This is a genomic window from Bacillus sp. ISL-75 (assembly GCF_018613095.1).
Window position 1 is genome coordinate 34,949 of sequence record NZ_JAGGQX010000033.1, and the last position, 19,127, is coordinate 54,075.

A 19,127-nucleotide genomic window follows, 5' to 3' on the forward strand; every position below is an offset into this window, starting at 1 on the left:
GAAAAAAAGGATGAAATATATTGTTATCAAATGCGGCGGCAGTGTTTTAGACGAGTTAACATCCTCTTTTTTTACAAGTCTTTCCGAACTGGAAAAGCAAGGTTTTAAACTGGTTTTTGTCCATGGCGGCGGACCAGATATTAATGGCATGCTCGAATTATTTAATGTGAAGCCACAATTTGTAAATGGACTTCGTAAAACAGATGAGCAAACACTAAAAATTGCTGAAATGATTCTATCGGGCCAGACGAACAGAAAGCTTGTAGCGATGCTTCAGCAGCACCAATTCCCCGCTATCGGAATCAATGGAAGCGATGGCGATTGTTTACAAGCTGATTTCATAAGTCGTGAAAAACTTGGCTTTGTTGGGAAAATCAGCAAGGTGAATACAGAATACTTACAACTTGCCGTTAATGGGAACTACATTCCTGTCATTACCCCGATAGGGATTACTGAAAATGGCGAAAAACTTAATATTAATGCAGATTATGCGGCAGCAGAGGTAGCTAAGGCCCTTGATGCAGAACAATGCCTATTTGTAACCAATGTGGATGGAGTTTTCATTGAGGGCTCGCTCGCTAGTGACCTTTCTAAACAAGAGGTAAATACCTATATTGCAAATGGTGAAATTAGCGGCGGGATGATTCCGAAAGTTCAATCCGCGCTTACGGTTGTGGAAACAGGTGTTGAAAGCGTCATGATTGTTTCTGGTAAAAAGCCATTTTTTGAAAAAGGCAAATGGCATGGTACAAGATTTTATGATAAGGAGCCGATCACAAATTGAGTCACTTAAAGGACCTGAAATACAATTTCATGGTCCTTTTTTAGTTTAGCTTGGTTAAATAACAATATTCAATTTTAAATTTTAGTGGAGAGGTATTTTCTTGAGCCACCCTAGCTCATGCACTTAAAGTCTGTATCCGCAAAATGAAAAAGAAATTATTATTTGAAATATCCACTTTTTTGTGTTAAATTTATCAAATAATAATTTGAATTTAATGAATATTCATAAAAATCATCAAACTATCGCATCCCTCCAATTTGAGTCTCTTCAGTTCAGATGGTAAGTTGAAGAACAAATTTACCATCTGAATCGCCATCACTATCTCGATTACAATGAAGCATTTGTAATTTTTTCTTCTAATAAGTAATTCTCTTTATCTTTTTTCAATATGATACTGTGAAGGTAATAGCAGGGAAGGGAATGGATATATGGGACTTTTTCTATTTACTTCAGAGGATTCGTTTCAAAGGGCCTTTTATCAGTTATGGAAAACTTCCGCATTAAATAAAAGTTTATTTCAACAGGCAGTTTTTGTAGAAGCTGCTGCCCTTCTCAAAGAACCGAATGGATTGGCAGAGATTTTTAAATATGCGCATGTCTTTGATGAAGCCGGAGTATTTGCGGGGAAGCCATGGGAAAATGTCCGCAAGCTTAATCCTACTCTTGTAAGGGGCACTTTGCATGCCGGCGGCATTACGGCAGCAGCTGAGGCAATGAGCGATCTGAGAATTCTCTCTATTGCCAGAGGTGATTATGTACATCCAGAAATGTCGGCGGCTGATGCAACTGAATTTTTGACGAAGGTCATGGCTTTGAACCTGGATCTTCTTTTAATGAAGGAAACGGAAGAAAATCGGGTAACGCAGCTTTACAAAGACAAACAGGCGTCACAGATTCTAGGATTTATCTCAGACCATTGTTTTTCTTCCCATGTTTTTCAAATTTTGTATCAGGAAGTTGATAATCTTGCTGTCCAAAGGCCTATCGTAACGAACAAAATTCTGAAATTGATTGCGAATGCAAGAAGATTAGCCGACGGCCAGAAAGTTTTGGATTCAAGCTTGATGAAATACGAAAATGCGGTCTATTTACCATCGGATTTGGCAGCCGCTGCTAGGGAAAGTTATGAAAATAAACTGAAGGCCAGTAATGATTTATTACTAATCAAGGAAGCCAAGCAGCTGCGAGAATCCATGAAGCATACCGGTCTTGTTTCACCCTTCCATGTATTATTTTTAAAATTTATTAATAAAGAAAAGTCGGACTTGGCGCAGAGCCTGCTGGGCGTGGACGAAACAGCCAGGGAAAACCTTCGCTCGAATCTGCCTTTTGTTTCTTCTTTAATCTCTTCGGCCGTTACGATGAATACTAGGAGAAGCATTTACGGTTTGATACACCTTCTGCAGCGAGATGTATTTACGAGCGAATTTATAATTGAAATGAAGAGACTTATAGAGGTTCCCATTCATAATAACATTAAGAATAGGCTTATAGACGTTCATAAAATATTAGATACATCCGCAATTCGTTCTCTTATAGTCTCAGGAATGATAAGCGTTTTAGGGCAGCCCCTAGGGATTGGCCAAGGGTTTAACCCAACATGCCAATCAACTAGAGCACTCAGTTATTGGTCACAAAAGGAACCTGTTTTGCTGCTCAAATTATTTAATCATTTTCTTGAACATGGTAAGATCACCATTAATTTTGAGGGAAGACCCATATCTTCCGATACCCTTCCTCATGTTTCATTGGACGATGAGGACAATATTGACACCGTCTCACTACTCTTAATCCCTCACCTTGATTCAATCTACTTTGAAATGTTAAAGGCTGCGAATGGACGTGGGCAGGATCCCCATAGATGGATCAACCCTTCTTTTCATATAAAAGGAATTTGGACCGAGTTTTCAGATATTTATAGTGATGCTGACTTTACAGCCCGATTCTATCGGCATTATCACCCTTCTAGTAATCCAAATGTCAATCAAGGTCTTCCCCAGCCTGCTGGGATTACCATTTACAACCAATCTGGTCAAGTGCTTGGGGCCCATGCAGTACTTATTCAAAGAGTTTGCCATGACCCAAAAGGCTGCATTCGCGTTTACTTTTACAATCCAAATAACGACAGCCTTCAAGTATGGGGAAACTCCATCAAAACAAGTGTTTCCGGAAATGGTGAGCTCGAGGGTGAGTCGTCCCTTCCTTTTGATGATTTCCTCTACTTCTTATATGCTTATCACTTTCCAAAACCAGAAAATTGAGGGGTGGAAAAAGTCAAATGGCAATCCAAAAACATTCAGTACAGACTTTTATTAATGGGAAAATTTTCACCTCTAATCCAGAACAACCATATGCAAGCACCATGATTGTGCGTGACGGCAGGATCATGTGGATTGGTGAGCAATCAGATTTAGAAAATATAATTGGAGATTGTGTGGATCTTAAAGGCCACAGGGTGCTTCCAGGTCTTATCGATGCCCACTTACACCCATTGTGGCTTGCAAATGTATCAACCCAAATTGCCTGCACCCCTCCACTTGTCCATTCAATAGCTGATTTAATTGAACAAATTCGGAATTTATGTAAATCCGATGAAGTAGGTAAATGGATTGAAGGCTGGGGGTATGATGAAGGGAAATTGTCGGAAGGAAGAGCGCCAACACGCTGGGATTTAGATGAAGCCACAGCTGACATTCCGATTTTCATTAGCCGGACCTGTACCCACATTGCAGTTGTAAACAGCAAAGCATTGGATCTAGCAGGCATTACGAAAGATACACCTGATCCACAAGGCGGAAAGATTGATCGTGATTCAAATGGTGAACCAACAGGAATATTACGAGAAAATGCGAAAGATCTCGTCCATCACATTATGCCAGCTAAATCTCTTGAAGAAAACGCGGCATCACTTGCCGAATTAAGTCCTTTTCTACTTTCACATGGAATCACAGCCATTACAGACCTTTCAAGTAGAATCCTGCCAACTGATTACATGGACATGTATAAATCAGCGGTCAAAAAAGGACTAAAACAACGTACTGTTCTATATTATCTATGGGAAGATTTAAAGAAACAACCTTTATTGAGGTCAGATAACATGAACAACGAAAATCAAATTCACATTGGCGGTATCAAGTTATTCTCAGACGGAAGCGTCTCTGGAAAAACAGCATGGGTCAATCCACCATTCTTAGGGGAAGAAGAAAATTACGGTATTCAAACGACATCTAAGGAAGAGTTATTAGCTGCTGCAGAAGCAGCTGAACAGAACCATATTCAATTAGTTGTCCATGCGATGGGCGAGCAGGCGATTGACTTAATCATTGACACTTTCTATGGCAAAAAAGGCTGGCTTACAAATGGTCCGTCTATTCGGATTGAGCATGCGGCAATGCCTTCACCTCGAGCCATCCAACGTGCTGCAGAAACAGGTATTGCCTTTGTTACTCAGCCCATTTTTGTATTTGCGGAAATTGAGAGCTACCATAAAAACCTTGGATCTGAGCGTACAAAACAAACCTACCCTATTCTATCTATGCTCCAAGCAGGTATAAAAGTGGCGTTTTCTTCCGATGCCCCTGCGACCGCTTGGGCTGATCCTGTAAATCCATTTGTTGGGATAAAGTCTGCTGTTACACGCTTGGCCTATGATGGTTCTGATACTGGACAAGAGCAAAGAATAGATGTATCAACCGCCATCATGCTTTACACAAAAGCAGCACAAGAGATCACACGGATCCCTCATGTTGGACAGCTTGCTCTAGGCAATTATGCTGATTTTATTGTGCTTGACCAGGACATATTTGAAATTAGTATCGACAAGATTGATACTATTCTAGTTAAAGAAACTTATATGGGTGGAAATTTAGTTTTTCAAAGATAATTCTTTTACAAAATGCTAAATAGCTGTAGTTTGAGGTATGTTACATGATCTATATTTGTCTTTGCATACTCTTGAGACTGTATCCAGACAGGTGGTACCACCTGTTATTCTGAAAGTAAAAATTTGTTTCTTTGGTTATATTTAGTAAACAGGCTGTTAAACCATCTGGTTCCCTTTTCGTGTGCAAAATAACAAAAATAAAACCAAGTTATCATTTCATTTTTCGCAGTTACTTATGATAAGGTTCTCCGTAACAGTTCAAAATGAGTTTTTTTAAAAAAAGACCAGCTCCCAATGTAAGAGCTGGTCCTATTTCAGGAGTTTACTAATCTATACATCCTGAGAAGGGATTGCAACCGCCTCAGACCAAGGTTATAGAGTCACAAAAGCTGGGCCTTCGTTAGGTTTTTCTGACTAAAGGACCTTCAGTATTTCCAATCCCGGTAATCCACTTTTCCTCTTCCAAAATTTTACCATATAAAAATTTTTTATTTGTAACTATAACTATATTGCATTTTATTTATTTCCATTTTTGCATTATCATTGGTTTGGGAAATGAATAATTACTTCTTTAAATCCTAGAGTGCGGATTTCATCATGCTAAATCATCCTTGAGGTTAAACATAGCTTATGTATATTTAGCCAAATTTTAGACGTCTGTCGGTAGGACAGAAATGATTTATAAAACATAGGAGGAAAATTATGTGGATTATCACTCGTTATTTAGATTCAAATATTTCCATGTTTGAATTTGAAACAGAAGAAGCAGCAAGAGAGGCTCTCAAATACATGAAGGGCTGTAAAATTCTTTCTGAAGTTGTATACTTCAATGATCCTTGTTTCCAACAGGAAGCAGCTTAAGATATTTGCGTACTAATGAAGAATAGAAGGTTGAAAATGAGACTAACTCTCCAGTGCCTAACTGAACAGTCAGCCCTCATTCACAATCTAGAATATTAACGAATCACACTTAATAAAGGGCAAGTCGTTAGTTGTCTATTGATCTTCTAACGATCTACCCTTTTTTAATAAACAATTACTTTCATTTGTATCAAAAAGTAACTCGTAATTGACTCAAAATTGGTGACAGACAGATACTACTGATTTTTCCTTTGGATTACTCAATATTAAAAAATACCTTTTCTGCATTCCTTTATGATAAGGGCTTTAAAGACCTCATTTATTTAAAAAAGCAGCGTAAAACCCCTAGCTTTAGATATGGGGATATAAGCTGTTTTTTTTCGTTTTTTTAGGATAATGCAAGTAGTTTTACTATACATTCTTTGAAATTCTTTGTTATAATAAGAATATACACATAGAACACTTGTTCCTTTTGGAGAGGGGGGGAATGATATGTATCGATCCTATAAAATTCAAATTCATCCGGAACATGAATTGTTCGACTACTGTGACTCACTCTGTTTTAAACCGAAAAACTTGTACAATATCACCAACTACTATATTAGACAGGTTTACACTGCTTTAAAAAAAGAAACAAGAAATGAAAATCAACTTCAAGTTCTTACAGATATTCAAGTCCATTTACCTGAAATGAATAAAATTCGTCTAAAAAGTTTTGAGAGAGCCAAATCTAAGCCTAAAAAAATTGATAATAATGGTCACGTTTTGGAGCCAAAACAGAAGTTATTTGAAATGCCCCATCCAGAAAAAGCATTCCTTCCCTATAACTTTGTAGAAGCACTGTTTAAAGTGATGAAACAAACCGATTACCTTTCTATGCCCTCACAGTCCAATCAACAAACCATGAAAAAGGTATATGATGATTGGAAAAGTTTCTTCGAAGCCTCTAAGAAATATAAAACCATGCCTACTAGCTTTTCAGGAAAGCCAAAGATTCCTAAGTATAAACCGAAGAATGGACGTACGACTTCTTATTTAACCAATCAAATTACCAAAATTAAAAATGGAAATGTTCTTTCATTACCAGGAACTCCTCTTACATTAAAACTAGGGAAAATCGCACATATAGATGGTAAACTACAACAAGTGCGGATTGTCCCGTCCTATGGGCGGTATGTAATGGAAGTCGTTTTTAAAAGTGAAGATGAAAAAAGATCAAACGATCAGAAAAACAATTAGATGAATGGCTTTTTGAGCCGAAACGAGTTATGGGTATTGATCTGGGCGTAGATAACCTGGCAACTATCATCGATAACACGGGGCTAAAGCCTCTGCTTATCAAGGGCAAATGGTTAAAATCGATCAATCAATACTATAACAAATTAAGAGCCAAATACATGAGTATCCTTCGAAATGGAAAAGGACCAAAGGAAGGGAAGTTTAACAGCACAAGATTAATTTCATTAGACCGAAAAAGAAACAATCGAGTCATGGATTTTTTACATAAGGCTAGTGCAAAAGTGGTCTAGATTGCTCAAGAAAGAACCATTGATACAATCATCATAGGTAAAAATGAAGGTTGGAAGATGGAGGTTGATATGCAAAGGACTAGTAAACAAACCTTCATACAAATCCCATATGCCACTTTCATTGGAATGATTCGATACAAAGCAGAACGACATGGAATTCAAGTCATTGTCCGAGAAGAAAGCTATACCTCTAAATCTAGTTTCTTGAATCATGACCCGATTCCAATTTACGGGGAAGAGCACCAAACTAATTTTAGCGGGTATAGAAGCAGTCGAGCTTTTTACAAAATCAAAGGTTCTAAGATATTGATCCATGCCGATGTGAATGGAGCTTTTAATATTGTCCGTAAACATACCAATGATGTCTTCGAAGGACTGGAGAGAAAACAGTTCCTCCAATCCCCACGAAAAATAATCATCATAAAGAAAAGAAAGGCAAAGCTGAAGGCCTCGGTCTGATGTAGTAGCGGGACTTGTGGTAGCCCTCGTAAAGACAATGCGGCTTTAAAGCCTATTCTTTCGAAACCCCTAGCTTTAGCTATGGGGATACTCATTGATTAATTAAGCATTGAAAGGCTTTATCATATGGCTCCAGACATGTTTTAAAAGGAAAAACCGAGCCTCCTGATATTAACTCACATGGGTTGTAATCGACTCATTTTTGGTATCATTTTCATTAGAAAACGCATGTCTAACAGGTATGATAGCTAGGGCCGCTGCTGCTATTAAACCAGGGATGGCAAAGGCAATGAAATTTAAGTGAATCGGTAACGAAACAGATAACAGGAATCCGCCTAAAAGTGGTCCGAGCATACCACCCATTCTTCCGATGCCGGAAGCCATCCCTAATGCTGTGGATCTTATATTTGGAGGATAGTATTGTGACACATAGGCCTGGACTATATTTTGGGCACCGATGGTCGCAGCACCTGCAATGGCTACTAAGAGATAGATCAAAAATGAACTTCCGCCAAATCCGAGCAATGTCAACGCCACTGCCCCTGATGCATACATCGGAATGAGCATTTTTTTGGAGCCGTATTTATCACAAAGTCGTCCAATGATAAGCGTTCCGATAATGGCACCACCTTGAAGGGTAATGAGGAAGGTTAGGCTGGAATTAAGTCCATATCCTGCTTCAATCATCAACTTAGGAAGCCAAGTATTTAAACCGTAAACCATCAATAAACAACTGAAAAAGGCGATCCAAAACATAACGGTACTTAATGCTCTTTTTTCTTTAAATAATCCAATAATAGGAACTTTTGTTTCTTCTAATTTTATTTCTACGATTTCATCATGTTTATTAAATTTTGATCCGGGGCTTACCTTAGTAAGTGCAGAGATCAATTTTTCCTTTTTGCCTGTCCGTATCAGGTAGCTTGCTGTTTCAGGTAGTTGCTTATACATAAAAGGCACCAGTAATAGAGGCAGACCTGCAAACCAAAAGATCGATTCCCAGCCGAACTTAGGCATTAAAAAGATTCCTAATAACGGAGCAAGGATTCCCCCAATCGAATAGCCGCATAATACGATGGAAACTATCATACTTCTCATGGTTTTAGGGGCATAATCTGTCAATAATGCGATGACATTTGGCATGATTCCTCCCAGTCCTAATCCTGCTAAAAAGCGAAAGGTTGAGAAAACAGTGGGTGTTTCTGCAAAGCCGCATAAGAAGGTAAAGAAGCTAAACAACACTAAGGTAATTGCAATTACATTTTTTCTTCCAATCCGGTCTGCGAGTGTTCCGAAAAGGATGGCACCGAACATCATCCCAAATAATCCATAGGTTCCGATGGCTCCTGCTTCAACAGGGGAAAGGTTCCATTTCTCTATTAAAGTTGGGACGACGGTTCCATAGACGACTAGATCATACCCGTCGAACGATATGATGAAGAAGCTCCATAGTAGTAAGCCTAGATGAAAACGGTTAAATTTACTGTTAGCAATAATTTCTGTCGAATTAATTGTTGCCAAATTTTCTCCCCCTTTTTTCATTTCAAACTTAATGACAGCGCTTACGGTAATGCAATTAAGCTCGTAAGCATCATACTAATTATAGATATAGTGAATAATGTTATCTAATTAGAGATTATAAAGGTCAATTTCTTTATTTTCAATAGAAAAATTATAATATTTATAGTTTTTAGTAAATTCGGCATTCTTATAATGGTTAAATACACACAAAAAAAGCGGGGATTATCCCGCTTTTGGTTTTTTGACGTATTCCTATTTATACCTATTCCTCACGTGATAAAAATCCGAAACTACGGGATATTTCTTTGCTGGTTTGGATGAAAAATTGACTTAGTTCCTCTTCTTCATTACTGGGGATTAATTCGGAAAAACCTACAATCGTTACAGCTCCAAGGAGTTTCTTTTTAAAGTTAAAGACTGGGAACGAAACGGAGGACACGGATGATACCAGCGGCTCCCTTGCAAAAGCAATTTCTTTCTCCTGAATCAATCTGCGTTCTACTTCCAGTTGGCTAACCTTGTCTGGAGGACTTTGTAGCAATTCCCTCGCTTTCCACTCACGAATCGTTTGCTCATCCATGAAGGCCATAAATACTTTCCCGGCTGAGGAATAAATGGGAAGTAAGGTTCCGATCTGAGCTCCAATATTATACCCACGATTGGTGTTAATATCTTTAACGATCATTGGACCATTATGGGTCCAACTGGAATAAAGGACAGTGCTTGAACTTTTTTCGTTCAGCTCTTGTAAGTAAGGGGTGATCCGATCGATAACGTTTTCGTGATCGACTGCTGCCATTCCGTACTCAATTAACTTACTTCCCAGGACATAGGATCCGGAAGCTTTATCCCGATAAAGGATTCCTAATTGTGTAAAGGTATTTAAGTATTTATAAAGATTACTTTTTGTAATCTGTGTTAGATCTTGAATATCGGTAAATTTTAATGGCCTTCCTTGTTTGGCCATTAAATCTAGGATACCCATTCCGATTTGTAATGATTGAATGGTCGTTCCTTTTTTGGTGACTTCCATTGTGACCCTCCTTTAAACCCTCTTTATTATTCCCTATATTAGCATAGCGGTGAATCATATCCCACAGTTATTCATGACCAATGATACGTAGAAAAGAAATAGGTGACTTTAATTTTCTGAATCTTTTTTTATTAATAATGTTGGCAATATTATGAAAAATATCAAAATAGAGAACAAGGTCATTCAACGCCAAATTCGCTGGCCAATGTTTAGAGGTTGATCCAAGCTATTTTTTACTTAAGGGGTTAAAAAAATTTTTTATGCCTGATAATCATTGAATAAAAATACGTATTATTGTATATTTATAAATAATTATTGCAAAAGGAGATACAAAATGGATATTTATCATGCAGTGACAAGTGATGTTAAAGATATTTATAATTTAATCCAAATTTATGCTGAAAAAGGAATCGTATTGCCTCGTACGTATTTATCACTCTATCAACATTTACAATGTTTGTATGTTATGAAAGAGGATAATAATATACTAGGGGTTGCAGGATTACATGTTATAGGACAGGACCTGGCAGAGATACGATCTTTGGTTGTTTCCCCCAATTATGCAGGAAAAGGTATTGGTCGCAAATTAGTTAATCGTATAATAAGTGATGCACCGAAACTTGGAATTAGCCGTGTAATGTCTTTCACATACGAAACAGAGTTTTTCAAAAAGTGTGGTTTTAAGATCGTAGCAAAGGAGACTTTGCCTGAAAAAGTGTGGTTGGATTGTATGAATTGTCCTAAGTTTAATTGCTGTGATGAAGTCGCAATGATTAAGTATGTTGGGTAAGGAGTCAGATAGGTTGCATACAGTGATATTAATTCGCGGTTTACAAGAGAAATAGGGATGGCGCCATTATGTGTGTGGCAACTAAAATGGAAGAAAAGAAAGGTGACTCTTTTAACATTATTTAAGAAAAAATTACAAATAGACATACATTAAACTATGAGAGAAAAGAGTTCATAAGGAAATCATGTAAGAAAGAAAAAGTAATAGGCTAACTGTTTTTTTCTGTGGAGGGGAAAAATGATATTCAAAGCAAAAGAAATAGCAGAAATGGGAGATCATATTCTTTTTAAGAATGGAATTAAAGGGATCGTTGAGAAAGTCAATGAAAATTCCGTCATTGTGAATATAATCGAAAATAAGACAGATTGGGAGTTTGAAGGAAATAGAACCGTTGTGGCACATAAAAATTACAAGGTTTTGGTTGTGCATGATGTGAAAGCAAACGTCATATATACCCGATTTTAAATGAACTGATTCTTTTTTTGGACAAGAATTCGTTTTACCAGAGAAGATAAAGGGAGGATTTTGCCCATTAAAATGAACAGTAAATTTATAACTATAAGAAAATTTTTCTGAAAATTCAATTTAAATTTGAAAATGTAAGCGTTTTCTATTATAATTAATAATGGGTTGGATGGCATGCGTGGCCGTCAGCGTATCTGGCGTAGGTGGGGCCGATACTAGGGACAGATATAGATTGTCCTTGTAGTAAAATACTTAACATCATTCGTTATATTATATGGAAAATCAAGGATGAAGGAGAATTATAAGAAAAACCCATATAAATAAATGTACTGGATCGATTAAATCGCGATCCAGTTTTTATTTGAAATACGATCAATACTTCGTATATTTAGAAACGACTTTTACGACACCGTTCATTCTCTAAAATTTTAAGATATGAAATGGGAACCGATTGAAAGGATTTACCTCTAATTGTGGATCATATTTGTAATGATTCACTCGTCCATATAACAGCCTCATTCATTTAGCCTCTTCGGAGTATGTTTACATTTCTTTAAACTTATTTACTTAATCCTTACAAAATTTCCATTAATCCTTAAGGATTGCTAGTTAAACTATAAATAGATAGAAAAGGCATTTATGAGGAGGAATATTTAAATTATGGAAAATCAAGTATCTAAAGATGGCATGAATCGACGAGATTTCTTAAAAGCGGGAGGAATGAGCACACTTGCAATTACGCTTGGATCAACCGGAGTGTTAACACTAGGTTCAAAAGCATTTGCGGATACTGCGAATAATCCAACCAGCGGTTTTGGCGGGTACGGTCCTTTGGTTCAGGATCCGAATGGAATTCTCGATCTTCCAAAGGGATTTCATTATAAGATTATTTCCGAAGAGGGCGGTCAGCTGACAAACGGCGGAAAAATCCCTGGCGCCTTTGATGGAATGGCAGCTTTTGAAGGACCTAACAATACAACCATTCTTGTTCGTAATCATGAATTGAGTCCAGGTGCAGCAAATCCGGTGATTGGAACCAAGCCTTATGATGCCGCAGCTGCAGGGGGGACAACTGCGCTAGTTATTAGCCCAAATCGGAACGTCATCAAAGAATATGTAACCTCTTCCGGTACCATTCGAAATTGTGCAGGAGGAGCGACACCTTGGGGTACGTGGCTGACTTGTGAAGAAACACGTACGACGACGCACGGATATGTATTCGAAGTGGACCCGCAGCAGCCTGAGAATGAAATGTCCAGAACTCCAATTAAGGAAATGGGACGCTTTTCTCACGAAGCCTGTGCGATTGATCCGGCGACAGGATATGTTTATTTGACTGAGGATGCAACTCCAAGTTATTTCTATCGTTTTATCCCAAATGATACCACCCAACAGCCGGGTGCCCTGCAAAAAGGCGGCAAGCTTTATGCGGCGGCGATTGAAGAGGTAGCTGGCCCATCAGCAAGCACATTTAAAACAGGACAAACCTTTAAGATTGTCTGGAAGGAACTAGATCCTCATTTATGCCGCGAGGATGCCAAGGCACAAGGCTGTATTGAATTCAAAAAATTAGAGGGAGCGTTCTTCCAAGCGGGTGTCTTTTGGTTCGATGACAGCTCTGCCGGCGAAAAAAATCTTGGACGCATTTACCGCTACATTCCAGGCACCAATACCTTGGAACTTTTCTATGAGGCAACAGATGCAAAAGACATGGAATCTCCGGATAACATTGCTATGACTCCATGGGGCGACCTTTGGTTTGTGGAAGATGGAGCAGGTGACGATCGACTTATGGGAATTACACCTGAAGGCAAAATCTATCCTTTTGCTCACAATCGTCTCAATGGATCTGAAATGACAGGGCCTACCTTCTCGCCTGACGGAAACACGCTGTTTGTTAATATTCAAAGCCCAGGCAAAACCTTTGCGATCTGGGGTCCATTTGCACGTAGTAACTCTGCCCGTGCAAGGGAAATGTCTTACGCTGCTCCTTCGAAAAATTTTGCACCACAGGTTTCTAGCAAGGTTGCCCAGTTTGCCGAGAGTCAAGGAATGTCGATTCTAGAAGCCGCAGCATTTGAGCGCCACGGTCTGAAGATTTAACCTTTATATGAATCTATAAAAAGATGTAAACCGGCCCTGTGTCTGGTTTACATCTTTTCTTTTTGACTTATATTGGATGGCTCGTTGATGGACCATTTCATAAAAAAAAGAAGTCTTAGCATTTAGACTAAGACTTCTTTATCATTTACGCAGCTAGATTCATTTGTAGTTTTCGCCGATACACGACCTTTGATAATAGAACGCTGCATTCATATAGGAAAATCAGGGGGATGATTACCAATATGTCTGATAGAAAATCCGGCGGGGTGATGAAGATTGCGATTAATATTAGTATAAAATAAGCGTATTTTCGAATCTTTTGCAATCTATATGGGTTCAGCACTCCGACACTTGTTAGGAACATGATAATCACTGGAAGTTCAAATAAAAATCCAAATGGAAGCGTCATATGAATTAAAAACATAAAGTACTTTTCTGTTGTAAAAAAGGTCATAAACATTTCCTCTGACATCGAGAGGAGGAATTGAAATACCGTTGGAAAAATGACAAAATAACCAAAGCAAATTCCGATAATAAATAGAAGGAATAGTGCTGGAATATAAGCCAGCGTTGCTTTACGTTCCGTTTCTTTCAATGCGGGACGGACAAACAGCCAAGTTTGATAGGCGGCCATTGGGATGGTTCCTGCAATGGCCACGACACTTGATAGGATCATATAGACCCATAAAATGTCGCTCGGTCCTAATATGGCCAGCTTCACTTCTAAGTCCTTCACTAGCCAGTGATAAATGTCCTGTACATAGATAAAGGATACAATGAAGAACAGGATAAAAGTTCCTAGTACGAAAATGAGACGTTTACGTAATTCTTCAAAATGACCAATCAGGGCCATATCGTTGTTTTTCATCGGGTCCTCCTTATGAAAAAGAAGATGCAAGCCTCCTTACATCTTCCTAAAAAATGATTGGATTAAATGGCTTTTTCCTCCTTTTTGGGCTGTGCTTTTGCCGGCTCTTCATCGGAAACTAAATCTCTTGTTGAATTTTTGAATTCCTTTAATGTGGAGCCAACCGCGCGGCCTAATTCCGGTAATTTTGAAGGGCCGAAAATGATTAAGGCGATTACAAGAATAAGAATCAAACCAGGAATCCCAATATTTTGTAGCATTTAAAATTTCCTCCTCTTATATGGCTGTATACCTAAGAAAAAAGTACGTAGTGGATTTTCATCTCCATCTATGATTATAGGTTACTACTATTGCGATGTTAATTAAGTGAGTGTAAAGAATTGTAAATAAACGATTAATTCTTTTAATTATCTGTAAATATGTTCGAGATGGGGAAGAAGCGAATCGTGCCGTGACCAAGGAAAAACGGAGTCAGCAGGAACGAATAGAAACTAATCGTTACCATGACCACAGAAAAAAGAAGACAACGGTAACGATGTTAATGAATCAACCCATGAATCTGTTAGTTTTTTTTCAAAAAACAGTAAATGGAAAAATCACCCTACTTTGTCAGTATCTTTGGTTTGCCGAAAACTCGTATTTAATATATTATGAATTCGAGATAAAAATAAATACAATTCTTAAGGAGAGTTTAAATAGATGAATGTATTAGTAGTGAAAGCAAACAACCGTCCAGCTTCTGAAGCTGTTTCTAGTAAAATGTATGAAACTTTCATGGAGAACTTAGAAGGCGTCAATGTAACGACTTATGATGTTTTTGCTGAAGATATGCCTTACTTTGGTCAAGATTTATTCAACGCGTTCGGTAAATTACAATCAGGCGAAGAGATGACAGATGTCGAACAACGTATTTTAGCTGCTAAACAAAAAGCAATGGATGCCTTAACTGCCGCGGACGTAGTGGTTTTTGCCTTCCCGCTTTGGAATTTAACGATCCCTGCTAAATTACAAACGTTTATTGACTATGTATACGCAGCTGGTTTCGCATTTAAATACAGTGAAACTGGTCAATTAATCAGCTTAATGACTGACAAAAAAGCCGTTATCCTAAGTGCTCGCGGAGGCATTTACTCAACGCCTGAAACTGCACCAATGGAAATGGCAGCAACGTATATAAAAAATGTATTTGGCGGCGTATTCGGTATGGAAATCGTTGATGAAGTAATTATCGAAGGTCATAACGCGATGCCAGCACAAGCTGAAACTATTATTGCTGAAGGTCTAGCAAAAGTTGCAGAAGTTGCGAAGAACTTTTCAGCAGTAACAGCGTAATTCGAATCAAAGTTCATAATCGATAAAAATGCCCTGGTGAGACTATCTCTCCCAGGGCATTTTCTATGCATTTCTCCAAACTAAAAAGAACCTATTATGCTTCTTTTCTATGTTTTGTTTGTGTAGGATTGGAAGAATTAAACAGATACTCTTTTACAGAATTTGTTTGATGTTTCGCTTTTGCTGTGAAAAAAGGATTCAAAATAATAATGGATAAAAAGTTTGCTGATAAACCCCAGAACCCTTCATAAATTCCATGTGAGCTGTTTGTTCCATATACGGTAAAGGTTGTTGCCAATCCCACAATCAATCCAATGATTGTTGCCTCTTTCGTTTGATTTTTCCAGAATAAGCTGACAACAATCGCAGGGAATATTTGAACCATTCCTGAAACACCTAAAAGCTGCAAAGATACTAGTGCTGTAGGGAATAACAGTCCAAATAATAAAGCAAGACCAATGACAACAAACACCATGGAACGAGTGACGAGAGTTAATTTAGCCCCTTTTACGTTGGGATTGATTAAATCACGATAAATGTTGTTTGCAAATAAATTGGAAGCACCGATGGCCATAATTGAGCATGGAATTAAAGATGCTAAGGCAATCGTTGAATAAGCTAACCCTTGTCCAACACCGCCGTATGAAACTTGAATTAGATTTAAAAAGGCAAAACGCGGATTGCTTCCGGCAGGTAACACATGGTAAGCAACAAAGCCAAGAAAAATGACCAGAATTAAGACTATATTATATAAAGGCAAGAACATCGCATTTTTTCGAATGGCATCCGCACTTTTCGCTGTGAATACTCCTGTTGCTCCATGAGCCCACATAAATAATGCCAAGGCCGAGACTACAGATGCTGTCATGAACCATGGAATGCCTTTGGGGCCGTCGGTTGGAATCGTCAGCAATTGCGGTGATTCCTTCACAAGTGTATCAATCATCGGGCTCCAGCCGCCAAAATGGATAATCGGCAGAGAAACCACAAGGAATAACATAATCGCCCATACGAGAACATCTTTAATGATTGCTGTATAAGTAGGGCCTTTGATTCCGCTAAAGAATGTAAAAAGTGCCACAAGAAGGAATGAAGTAATGACGACTACCTTCACATTAATATAACCTGTTCCAGCTACTTGAAGCGTATCTTGAATCCCGGCTAACTGCAAATCAATATACGGGATAAGCATCAATACGCCGACAATCGCAATAATAGAAGAAAGAAGTTTACTGCCAAAACGCTCCCGCGCATAATCGGCCAGTGTGGTTAGCTTAAATTGATTCGCTACTTTCCAGAGTTTAGGAAGGTAAAAGTAAGAAACAAAATAGGCTAAAATACAGTAAGGGATAGCAAAGAATGCAAGACTTCCCGCTGCGTAGGATGTACTTGTTAATCCTAAAAATGTATATGCTGTATATAAATCAGCGCCTACTAAAAACCAAACCAGCAATCCGCCAAAGCGTCTGCCGCCAACAGACCATTCCTCTACTGAGCTTCGTGAAGATTTATTTCTCCCTGCTATAAATCCAATCAAAACAACGGTCAAGACAATGAATACTGTGATTAACAAAGCTGTTAGATTTCCCTGCATTAGTCAAGACTCCCTTCTGATTTGTCGAGTTGATAAATCCCAAACGTACATAAAGGTGTTAATACGATCCATAAAAAGAGCCAAAATTGAAGGAATGGTAATCCTAAAACAACAGGGTCAATTCGATTTACGAAAGGTAAAACGGCTAACTGAGAAATAATAGGGAGTATAATTAATAATAATTTAATGAATTTTCTGCTCATTTAGTGTACCTCCTGTTTGATATTCAAATAGTACTATTGTCTTAATAATAGTATTGTTAAATAATTTTAATTTTACATGTACGTTATAATAACAATTTTGTCGAGAGATTACAAGGTAATTTTTTAATAATTTGTAAAATTCAAATTAACAAATTATTATTAGTTATTGGATTTATTTAGAATTAATTATTATTTTAAAAAAATCACGGAAATAAGTGTCGCTTAAAAATTTTACTATAATTTTATATTCTCTGAAAAAATGGTAGAATGGAGGTTATATATTTTGGATAGTCAGAGTTGCAAATGGAGATGAAGCGAGAGTCATGTTAAAATATCGAAAACTCATGTACCTTTTACCATGGCTAATGGTAGTCATTTGGATGCTACTCATATTTAATCTTTCAGCTCAGCCAGCTCAGAATTCTGACAAGCTTAGTATAGGGGTAACGGAGAAAGTTGTAGAAACCGTGGAGAAGATTACTCCTGAAACGGAATTAAACTTGGACAGTTTGAATCATATCGTAAGAAAAAATGCGCATTTCTTTATTTACCTGGTACTTGCAATATGGGTGCAGATTGCGTTAGGAGTTAATCGGGTCATAGGAATTAAACGCCTTTTGATCGTTATTGGGATCTGTGTCCTTTTTGCGATCTCTGATGAATTCCACCAGTTATTTGTAGCGGGCAGAGGGGCTCATGTAAAAGATGTTTTCATTGATAGTGCGGGAGCGATAGTGGGAATTGTGATTTATGGGATAGTGAATCGATTTTTATCAAAAAAAAAAGCGTAAAACCCTTATGAGATAAGGATTTTTACGCTTTTTTTAGATGATACTGTTGCCGGTCCAGCCTATTAGAAAATAAAATGAGTGATTACTTTGATCCAACCGAAAAACGCAATCCATAACGGAACACTTAGTGATGTACCCCAAATTAATCCAATTAATAGATTCCCCTGCTTGTCCATGAAATCCACTCCTATGATCGACATAGATAAACATTTATGGTTTTTGAGTTTTATTGATAACGCTTTCAATAGTTGAGATCTCAAATAGGCCTTCCCCTACTAAGGGGTGTTAAATTTTCAGATTGTTTCCCTTATGATACCCAAAAACTGTTAGGGAAAAACGTAGAAATGTGCGAAAATTGAAAAAATATTTCGACAATAAATGTGGTGAAGTGCAAATGGATGATAGACTGTCGTTGCGTCACTTTATTTTCATATTAAATAGGTTTATAGGGCTATTTAATCCTAGTAATAGATGGTATAATATGAAAATAAACACTTAGTTCGTACGAAAGGGCACTCCCATTGAAAGATGGTGTCGCAAAACTAGAGGGGCTAAGGTTGTCATAACTATGCTAGCCAGTTACCGAATATGATCGATCACCTTACTACGAATTATGAAACACACTCTAGGAGGTAATACTATGTTTATATTTATTGCAGGCCTATTTGTTGGATCGTTCTCTATGCTTTTGATTATGAGTCTAATGGTTGCAGCGAAAAGAGGAGACCAGTTAATCGAAACACATCAATAAATTGAAAGCGTTTTCTAGAACAATCCCGTCTTTTTAGGGGTTGTTTTTTTATTTTTAGGTCAGGCGATCAGAGATTCAATCACATTTTCGTCACCTGGTAGCTCTACGTGACTGTACTGAAAATTTTCGGACGTTTTAGGTAACGTAGAACCCCTCTACG

General features: G+C 37.8%; 18 protein-coding genes and 1 riboswitch. Of the genes, 12 read left to right on the forward strand and 6 right to left on the reverse strand.

The window, feature by feature from the left end:
* The first annotated feature begins 10 nt into the window (after positions 1-10).
* The 7 genes from argB to J7E63_RS15185 all read left to right on the forward strand — a co-directional run bounded on the left by argB (position 11) and on the right by J7E63_RS15185 (position 7,516).
* A complete protein-coding gene (gene argB / locus J7E63_RS15155) occupies positions 11-784 on the forward strand; it encodes an acetylglutamate kinase (RefSeq protein ID WP_215013729.1) in 774 nt (257 codons plus the stop codon).
* A gap of 428 nt (positions 785-1,212) precedes the next feature.
* The gene (locus J7E63_RS15160) at positions 1,213-3,045 is read left to right on the forward strand and encodes a hypothetical protein (protein ID WP_215013731.1); all 1,833 of its coding nucleotides are present in this window, start codon (positions 1,213-1,215) and stop codon (positions 3,043-3,045) included.
* A 17-nt stretch (positions 3,046-3,062) separates the two neighbouring features.
* Positions 3,063-4,667: an amidohydrolase gene (locus tag J7E63_RS15165; RefSeq protein ID WP_215013733.1), complete on the forward strand. Its 1,605-nt coding sequence runs from the start codon at positions 3,063-3,065 to the stop codon at positions 4,665-4,667.
* Between the two features lie 702 nt (positions 4,668-5,369).
* The gene (locus tag J7E63_RS15170) at positions 5,370-5,528 is read left to right on the forward strand and encodes a hypothetical protein (protein ID WP_215013735.1); all 159 of its coding nucleotides are present in this window, start codon (positions 5,370-5,372) and stop codon (positions 5,526-5,528) included.
* Between the two features lie 492 nt (positions 5,529-6,020).
* Positions 6,021-6,767, forward strand: coding sequence for a hypothetical protein (locus J7E63_RS15175; RefSeq protein ID WP_215013737.1), 747 nt, complete (start codon positions 6,021-6,023; stop codon positions 6,765-6,767).
* Complete coding sequence (locus J7E63_RS15180) at positions 6,743-7,057, forward strand: transposase (protein ID WP_308161962.1); 315 nt, start codon at positions 6,743-6,745, stop codon at positions 7,055-7,057. Before J7E63_RS15175 ends, J7E63_RS15180 begins: the two co-directional genes overlap by 25 nt.
* Positions 7,058-7,516: an IS200/IS605 family accessory protein TnpB-related protein gene (locus J7E63_RS15185; RefSeq protein WP_308161963.1), complete on the forward strand. Its 459-nt coding sequence runs from the start codon at positions 7,058-7,060 to the stop codon at positions 7,514-7,516.
* Positions 7,517-7,687: 171 nt separating this feature from the next.
* On the opposite strand, the gene J7E63_RS15190 is transcribed toward J7E63_RS15185, so the two are convergent.
* Both J7E63_RS15190 and J7E63_RS15195 read right to left on the reverse strand, forming a co-directional pair.
* The gene (locus J7E63_RS15190; protein WP_215013743.1) at positions 7,688-9,037 is read right to left on the reverse strand and encodes an MFS transporter; all 1,350 of its coding nucleotides are present in this window, start codon (positions 9,035-9,037) and stop codon (positions 7,688-7,690) included.
* 262 nt (positions 9,038-9,299) lie between these two features.
* Complete coding sequence (locus J7E63_RS15195) at positions 9,300-10,070, reverse strand: IclR family transcriptional regulator (RefSeq protein ID WP_215013745.1); 771 nt, start codon at positions 10,068-10,070, stop codon at positions 9,300-9,302.
* A gap of 334 nt (positions 10,071-10,404) precedes the next feature.
* Here J7E63_RS15195 and J7E63_RS15200 point away from each other — a divergent pair, with 334 nt between their 5' ends.
* The 3 genes from J7E63_RS15200 (at position 10,405) to J7E63_RS15210 (ending at position 13,428) form a co-directional block, all read left to right on the forward strand.
* Positions 10,405-10,860, forward strand: a complete 456-nt coding sequence (locus J7E63_RS15200; protein WP_215013747.1) for an N-acetyltransferase — start codon at positions 10,405-10,407, stop codon at positions 10,858-10,860.
* A 237-nt stretch (positions 10,861-11,097) separates the two neighbouring features.
* A complete protein-coding gene (locus J7E63_RS15205; protein WP_215013749.1) occupies positions 11,098-11,325 on the forward strand; it encodes a DUF2187 family protein in 228 nt (75 codons plus the stop codon).
* Positions 11,326-11,985: 660 nt separating this feature from the next.
* Positions 11,986-13,428: an alkaline phosphatase PhoX gene (locus tag J7E63_RS15210; protein ID WP_215013751.1), complete on the forward strand. Its 1,443-nt coding sequence runs from the start codon at positions 11,986-11,988 to the stop codon at positions 13,426-13,428.
* 145 nt (positions 13,429-13,573) lie between these two features.
* Here J7E63_RS15210 and tatC read toward each other — a convergent pair whose 3' ends face one another.
* Both tatC and J7E63_RS15220 read right to left on the reverse strand, forming a co-directional pair.
* On the reverse strand, positions 13,574-14,296 hold the full coding sequence (gene tatC, locus J7E63_RS15215; protein ID WP_215013760.1) for a twin-arginine translocase subunit TatC: 723 nt from the start codon (positions 14,294-14,296) through the stop codon (positions 13,574-13,576).
* 62 nt (positions 14,297-14,358) lie between these two features.
* Positions 14,359-14,556, reverse strand: coding sequence for a twin-arginine translocase TatA/TatE family subunit (locus tag J7E63_RS15220; RefSeq protein WP_215013763.1), 198 nt, complete (start codon positions 14,554-14,556; stop codon positions 14,359-14,361).
* A 439-nt stretch (positions 14,557-14,995) separates the two neighbouring features.
* On the opposite strand from J7E63_RS15220, the gene J7E63_RS15225 reads away from it, so the two are divergent.
* Positions 14,996-15,628: an FMN-dependent NADH-azoreductase gene (locus J7E63_RS15225; protein WP_215013764.1), complete on the forward strand. Its 633-nt coding sequence runs from the start codon at positions 14,996-14,998 to the stop codon at positions 15,626-15,628.
* Between the two features lie 94 nt (positions 15,629-15,722).
* Here J7E63_RS15225 and J7E63_RS15230 read toward each other — a convergent pair whose 3' ends face one another.
* Together J7E63_RS15230 and J7E63_RS15235 are read right to left on the reverse strand one after the other, a co-directional pair.
* Positions 15,723-17,222: a sodium:solute symporter family protein gene (locus J7E63_RS15230; protein ID WP_215013766.1), complete on the reverse strand. Its 1,500-nt coding sequence runs from the start codon at positions 17,220-17,222 to the stop codon at positions 15,723-15,725.
* Positions 17,222-17,425: a DUF3311 domain-containing protein gene (locus tag J7E63_RS15235; protein WP_215013768.1), complete on the reverse strand. Its 204-nt coding sequence runs from the start codon at positions 17,423-17,425 to the stop codon at positions 17,222-17,224. Before J7E63_RS15235 ends, J7E63_RS15230 begins: the two co-directional genes overlap by 1 nt.
* Before the next feature lie 323 nt (positions 17,426-17,748).
* On the opposite strand from J7E63_RS15235, the gene J7E63_RS15240 reads away from it, so the two are divergent.
* Positions 17,749-18,216 (forward strand): VanZ family protein, encoded by a 468-nt coding sequence (locus tag J7E63_RS15240; protein WP_215013770.1) that lies wholly within the window; start codon positions 17,749-17,751, stop codon positions 18,214-18,216.
* A 501-nt stretch (positions 18,217-18,717) separates the two neighbouring features.
* A riboswitch (cyclic di-GMP riboswitch) is annotated at positions 18,718-18,803 on the forward strand.
* The last annotated feature ends 324 nt before the right edge of the window (positions 18,804-19,127 follow it).

Excerpts from the sequence above, each read along its gene's own strand:
- argB (WP_215013729.1), top strand. The coding sequence starts at position 11 with ATGAAATATATTGTTATCAAATGCGGCGGCAGTGTTTTAGACGAGTTA.
- J7E63_RS15160 (WP_215013731.1), top strand. The coding sequence starts at position 1,213 with ATGGGACTTTTTCTATTTACTTCAGAGGATTCGTTTCAAAGGGCCTTT.
- J7E63_RS15165 (WP_215013733.1), top strand. The coding sequence starts at position 3,063 with ATGGCAATCCAAAAACATTCAGTACAGACTTTTATTAATGGGAAAATT.
- J7E63_RS15170 (WP_215013735.1), top strand. The coding sequence starts at position 5,370 with ATGTGGATTATCACTCGTTATTTAGATTCAAATATTTCCATGTTTGAA.
- J7E63_RS15175 (WP_215013737.1), top strand. The coding sequence starts at position 6,021 with ATGTATCGATCCTATAAAATTCAAATTCATCCGGAACATGAATTGTTC.
- J7E63_RS15195 (WP_215013745.1), bottom strand. The coding sequence starts at position 10,070 with ATGGAAGTCACCAAAAAAGGAACGACCATTCAATCATTACAAATCGGA.
- J7E63_RS15200 (WP_215013747.1), top strand. The coding sequence starts at position 10,405 with ATGGATATTTATCATGCAGTGACAAGTGATGTTAAAGATATTTATAAT.
- J7E63_RS15205 (WP_215013749.1), top strand. The coding sequence starts at position 11,098 with ATGATATTCAAAGCAAAAGAAATAGCAGAAATGGGAGATCATATTCTT.
- J7E63_RS15210 (WP_215013751.1), top strand. The coding sequence starts at position 11,986 with ATGGAAAATCAAGTATCTAAAGATGGCATGAATCGACGAGATTTCTTA.
- tatC (WP_215013760.1), bottom strand. The coding sequence starts at position 14,296 with ATGAAAAACAACGATATGGCCCTGATTGGTCATTTTGAAGAATTACGT.
- J7E63_RS15220 (WP_215013763.1), bottom strand. The coding sequence starts at position 14,556 with ATGCTACAAAATATTGGGATTCCTGGTTTGATTCTTATTCTTGTAATC.
- J7E63_RS15225 (WP_215013764.1), top strand. The coding sequence starts at position 14,996 with ATGAATGTATTAGTAGTGAAAGCAAACAACCGTCCAGCTTCTGAAGCT.
- J7E63_RS15230 (WP_215013766.1), bottom strand. The coding sequence starts at position 17,222 with ATGCAGGGAAATCTAACAGCTTTGTTAATCACAGTATTCATTGTCTTG.
- J7E63_RS15235 (WP_215013768.1), bottom strand. The coding sequence starts at position 17,425 with ATGAGCAGAAAATTCATTAAATTATTATTAATTATACTCCCTATTATT.
- J7E63_RS15240 (WP_215013770.1), top strand. The coding sequence starts at position 17,749 with ATGTTAAAATATCGAAAACTCATGTACCTTTTACCATGGCTAATGGTA.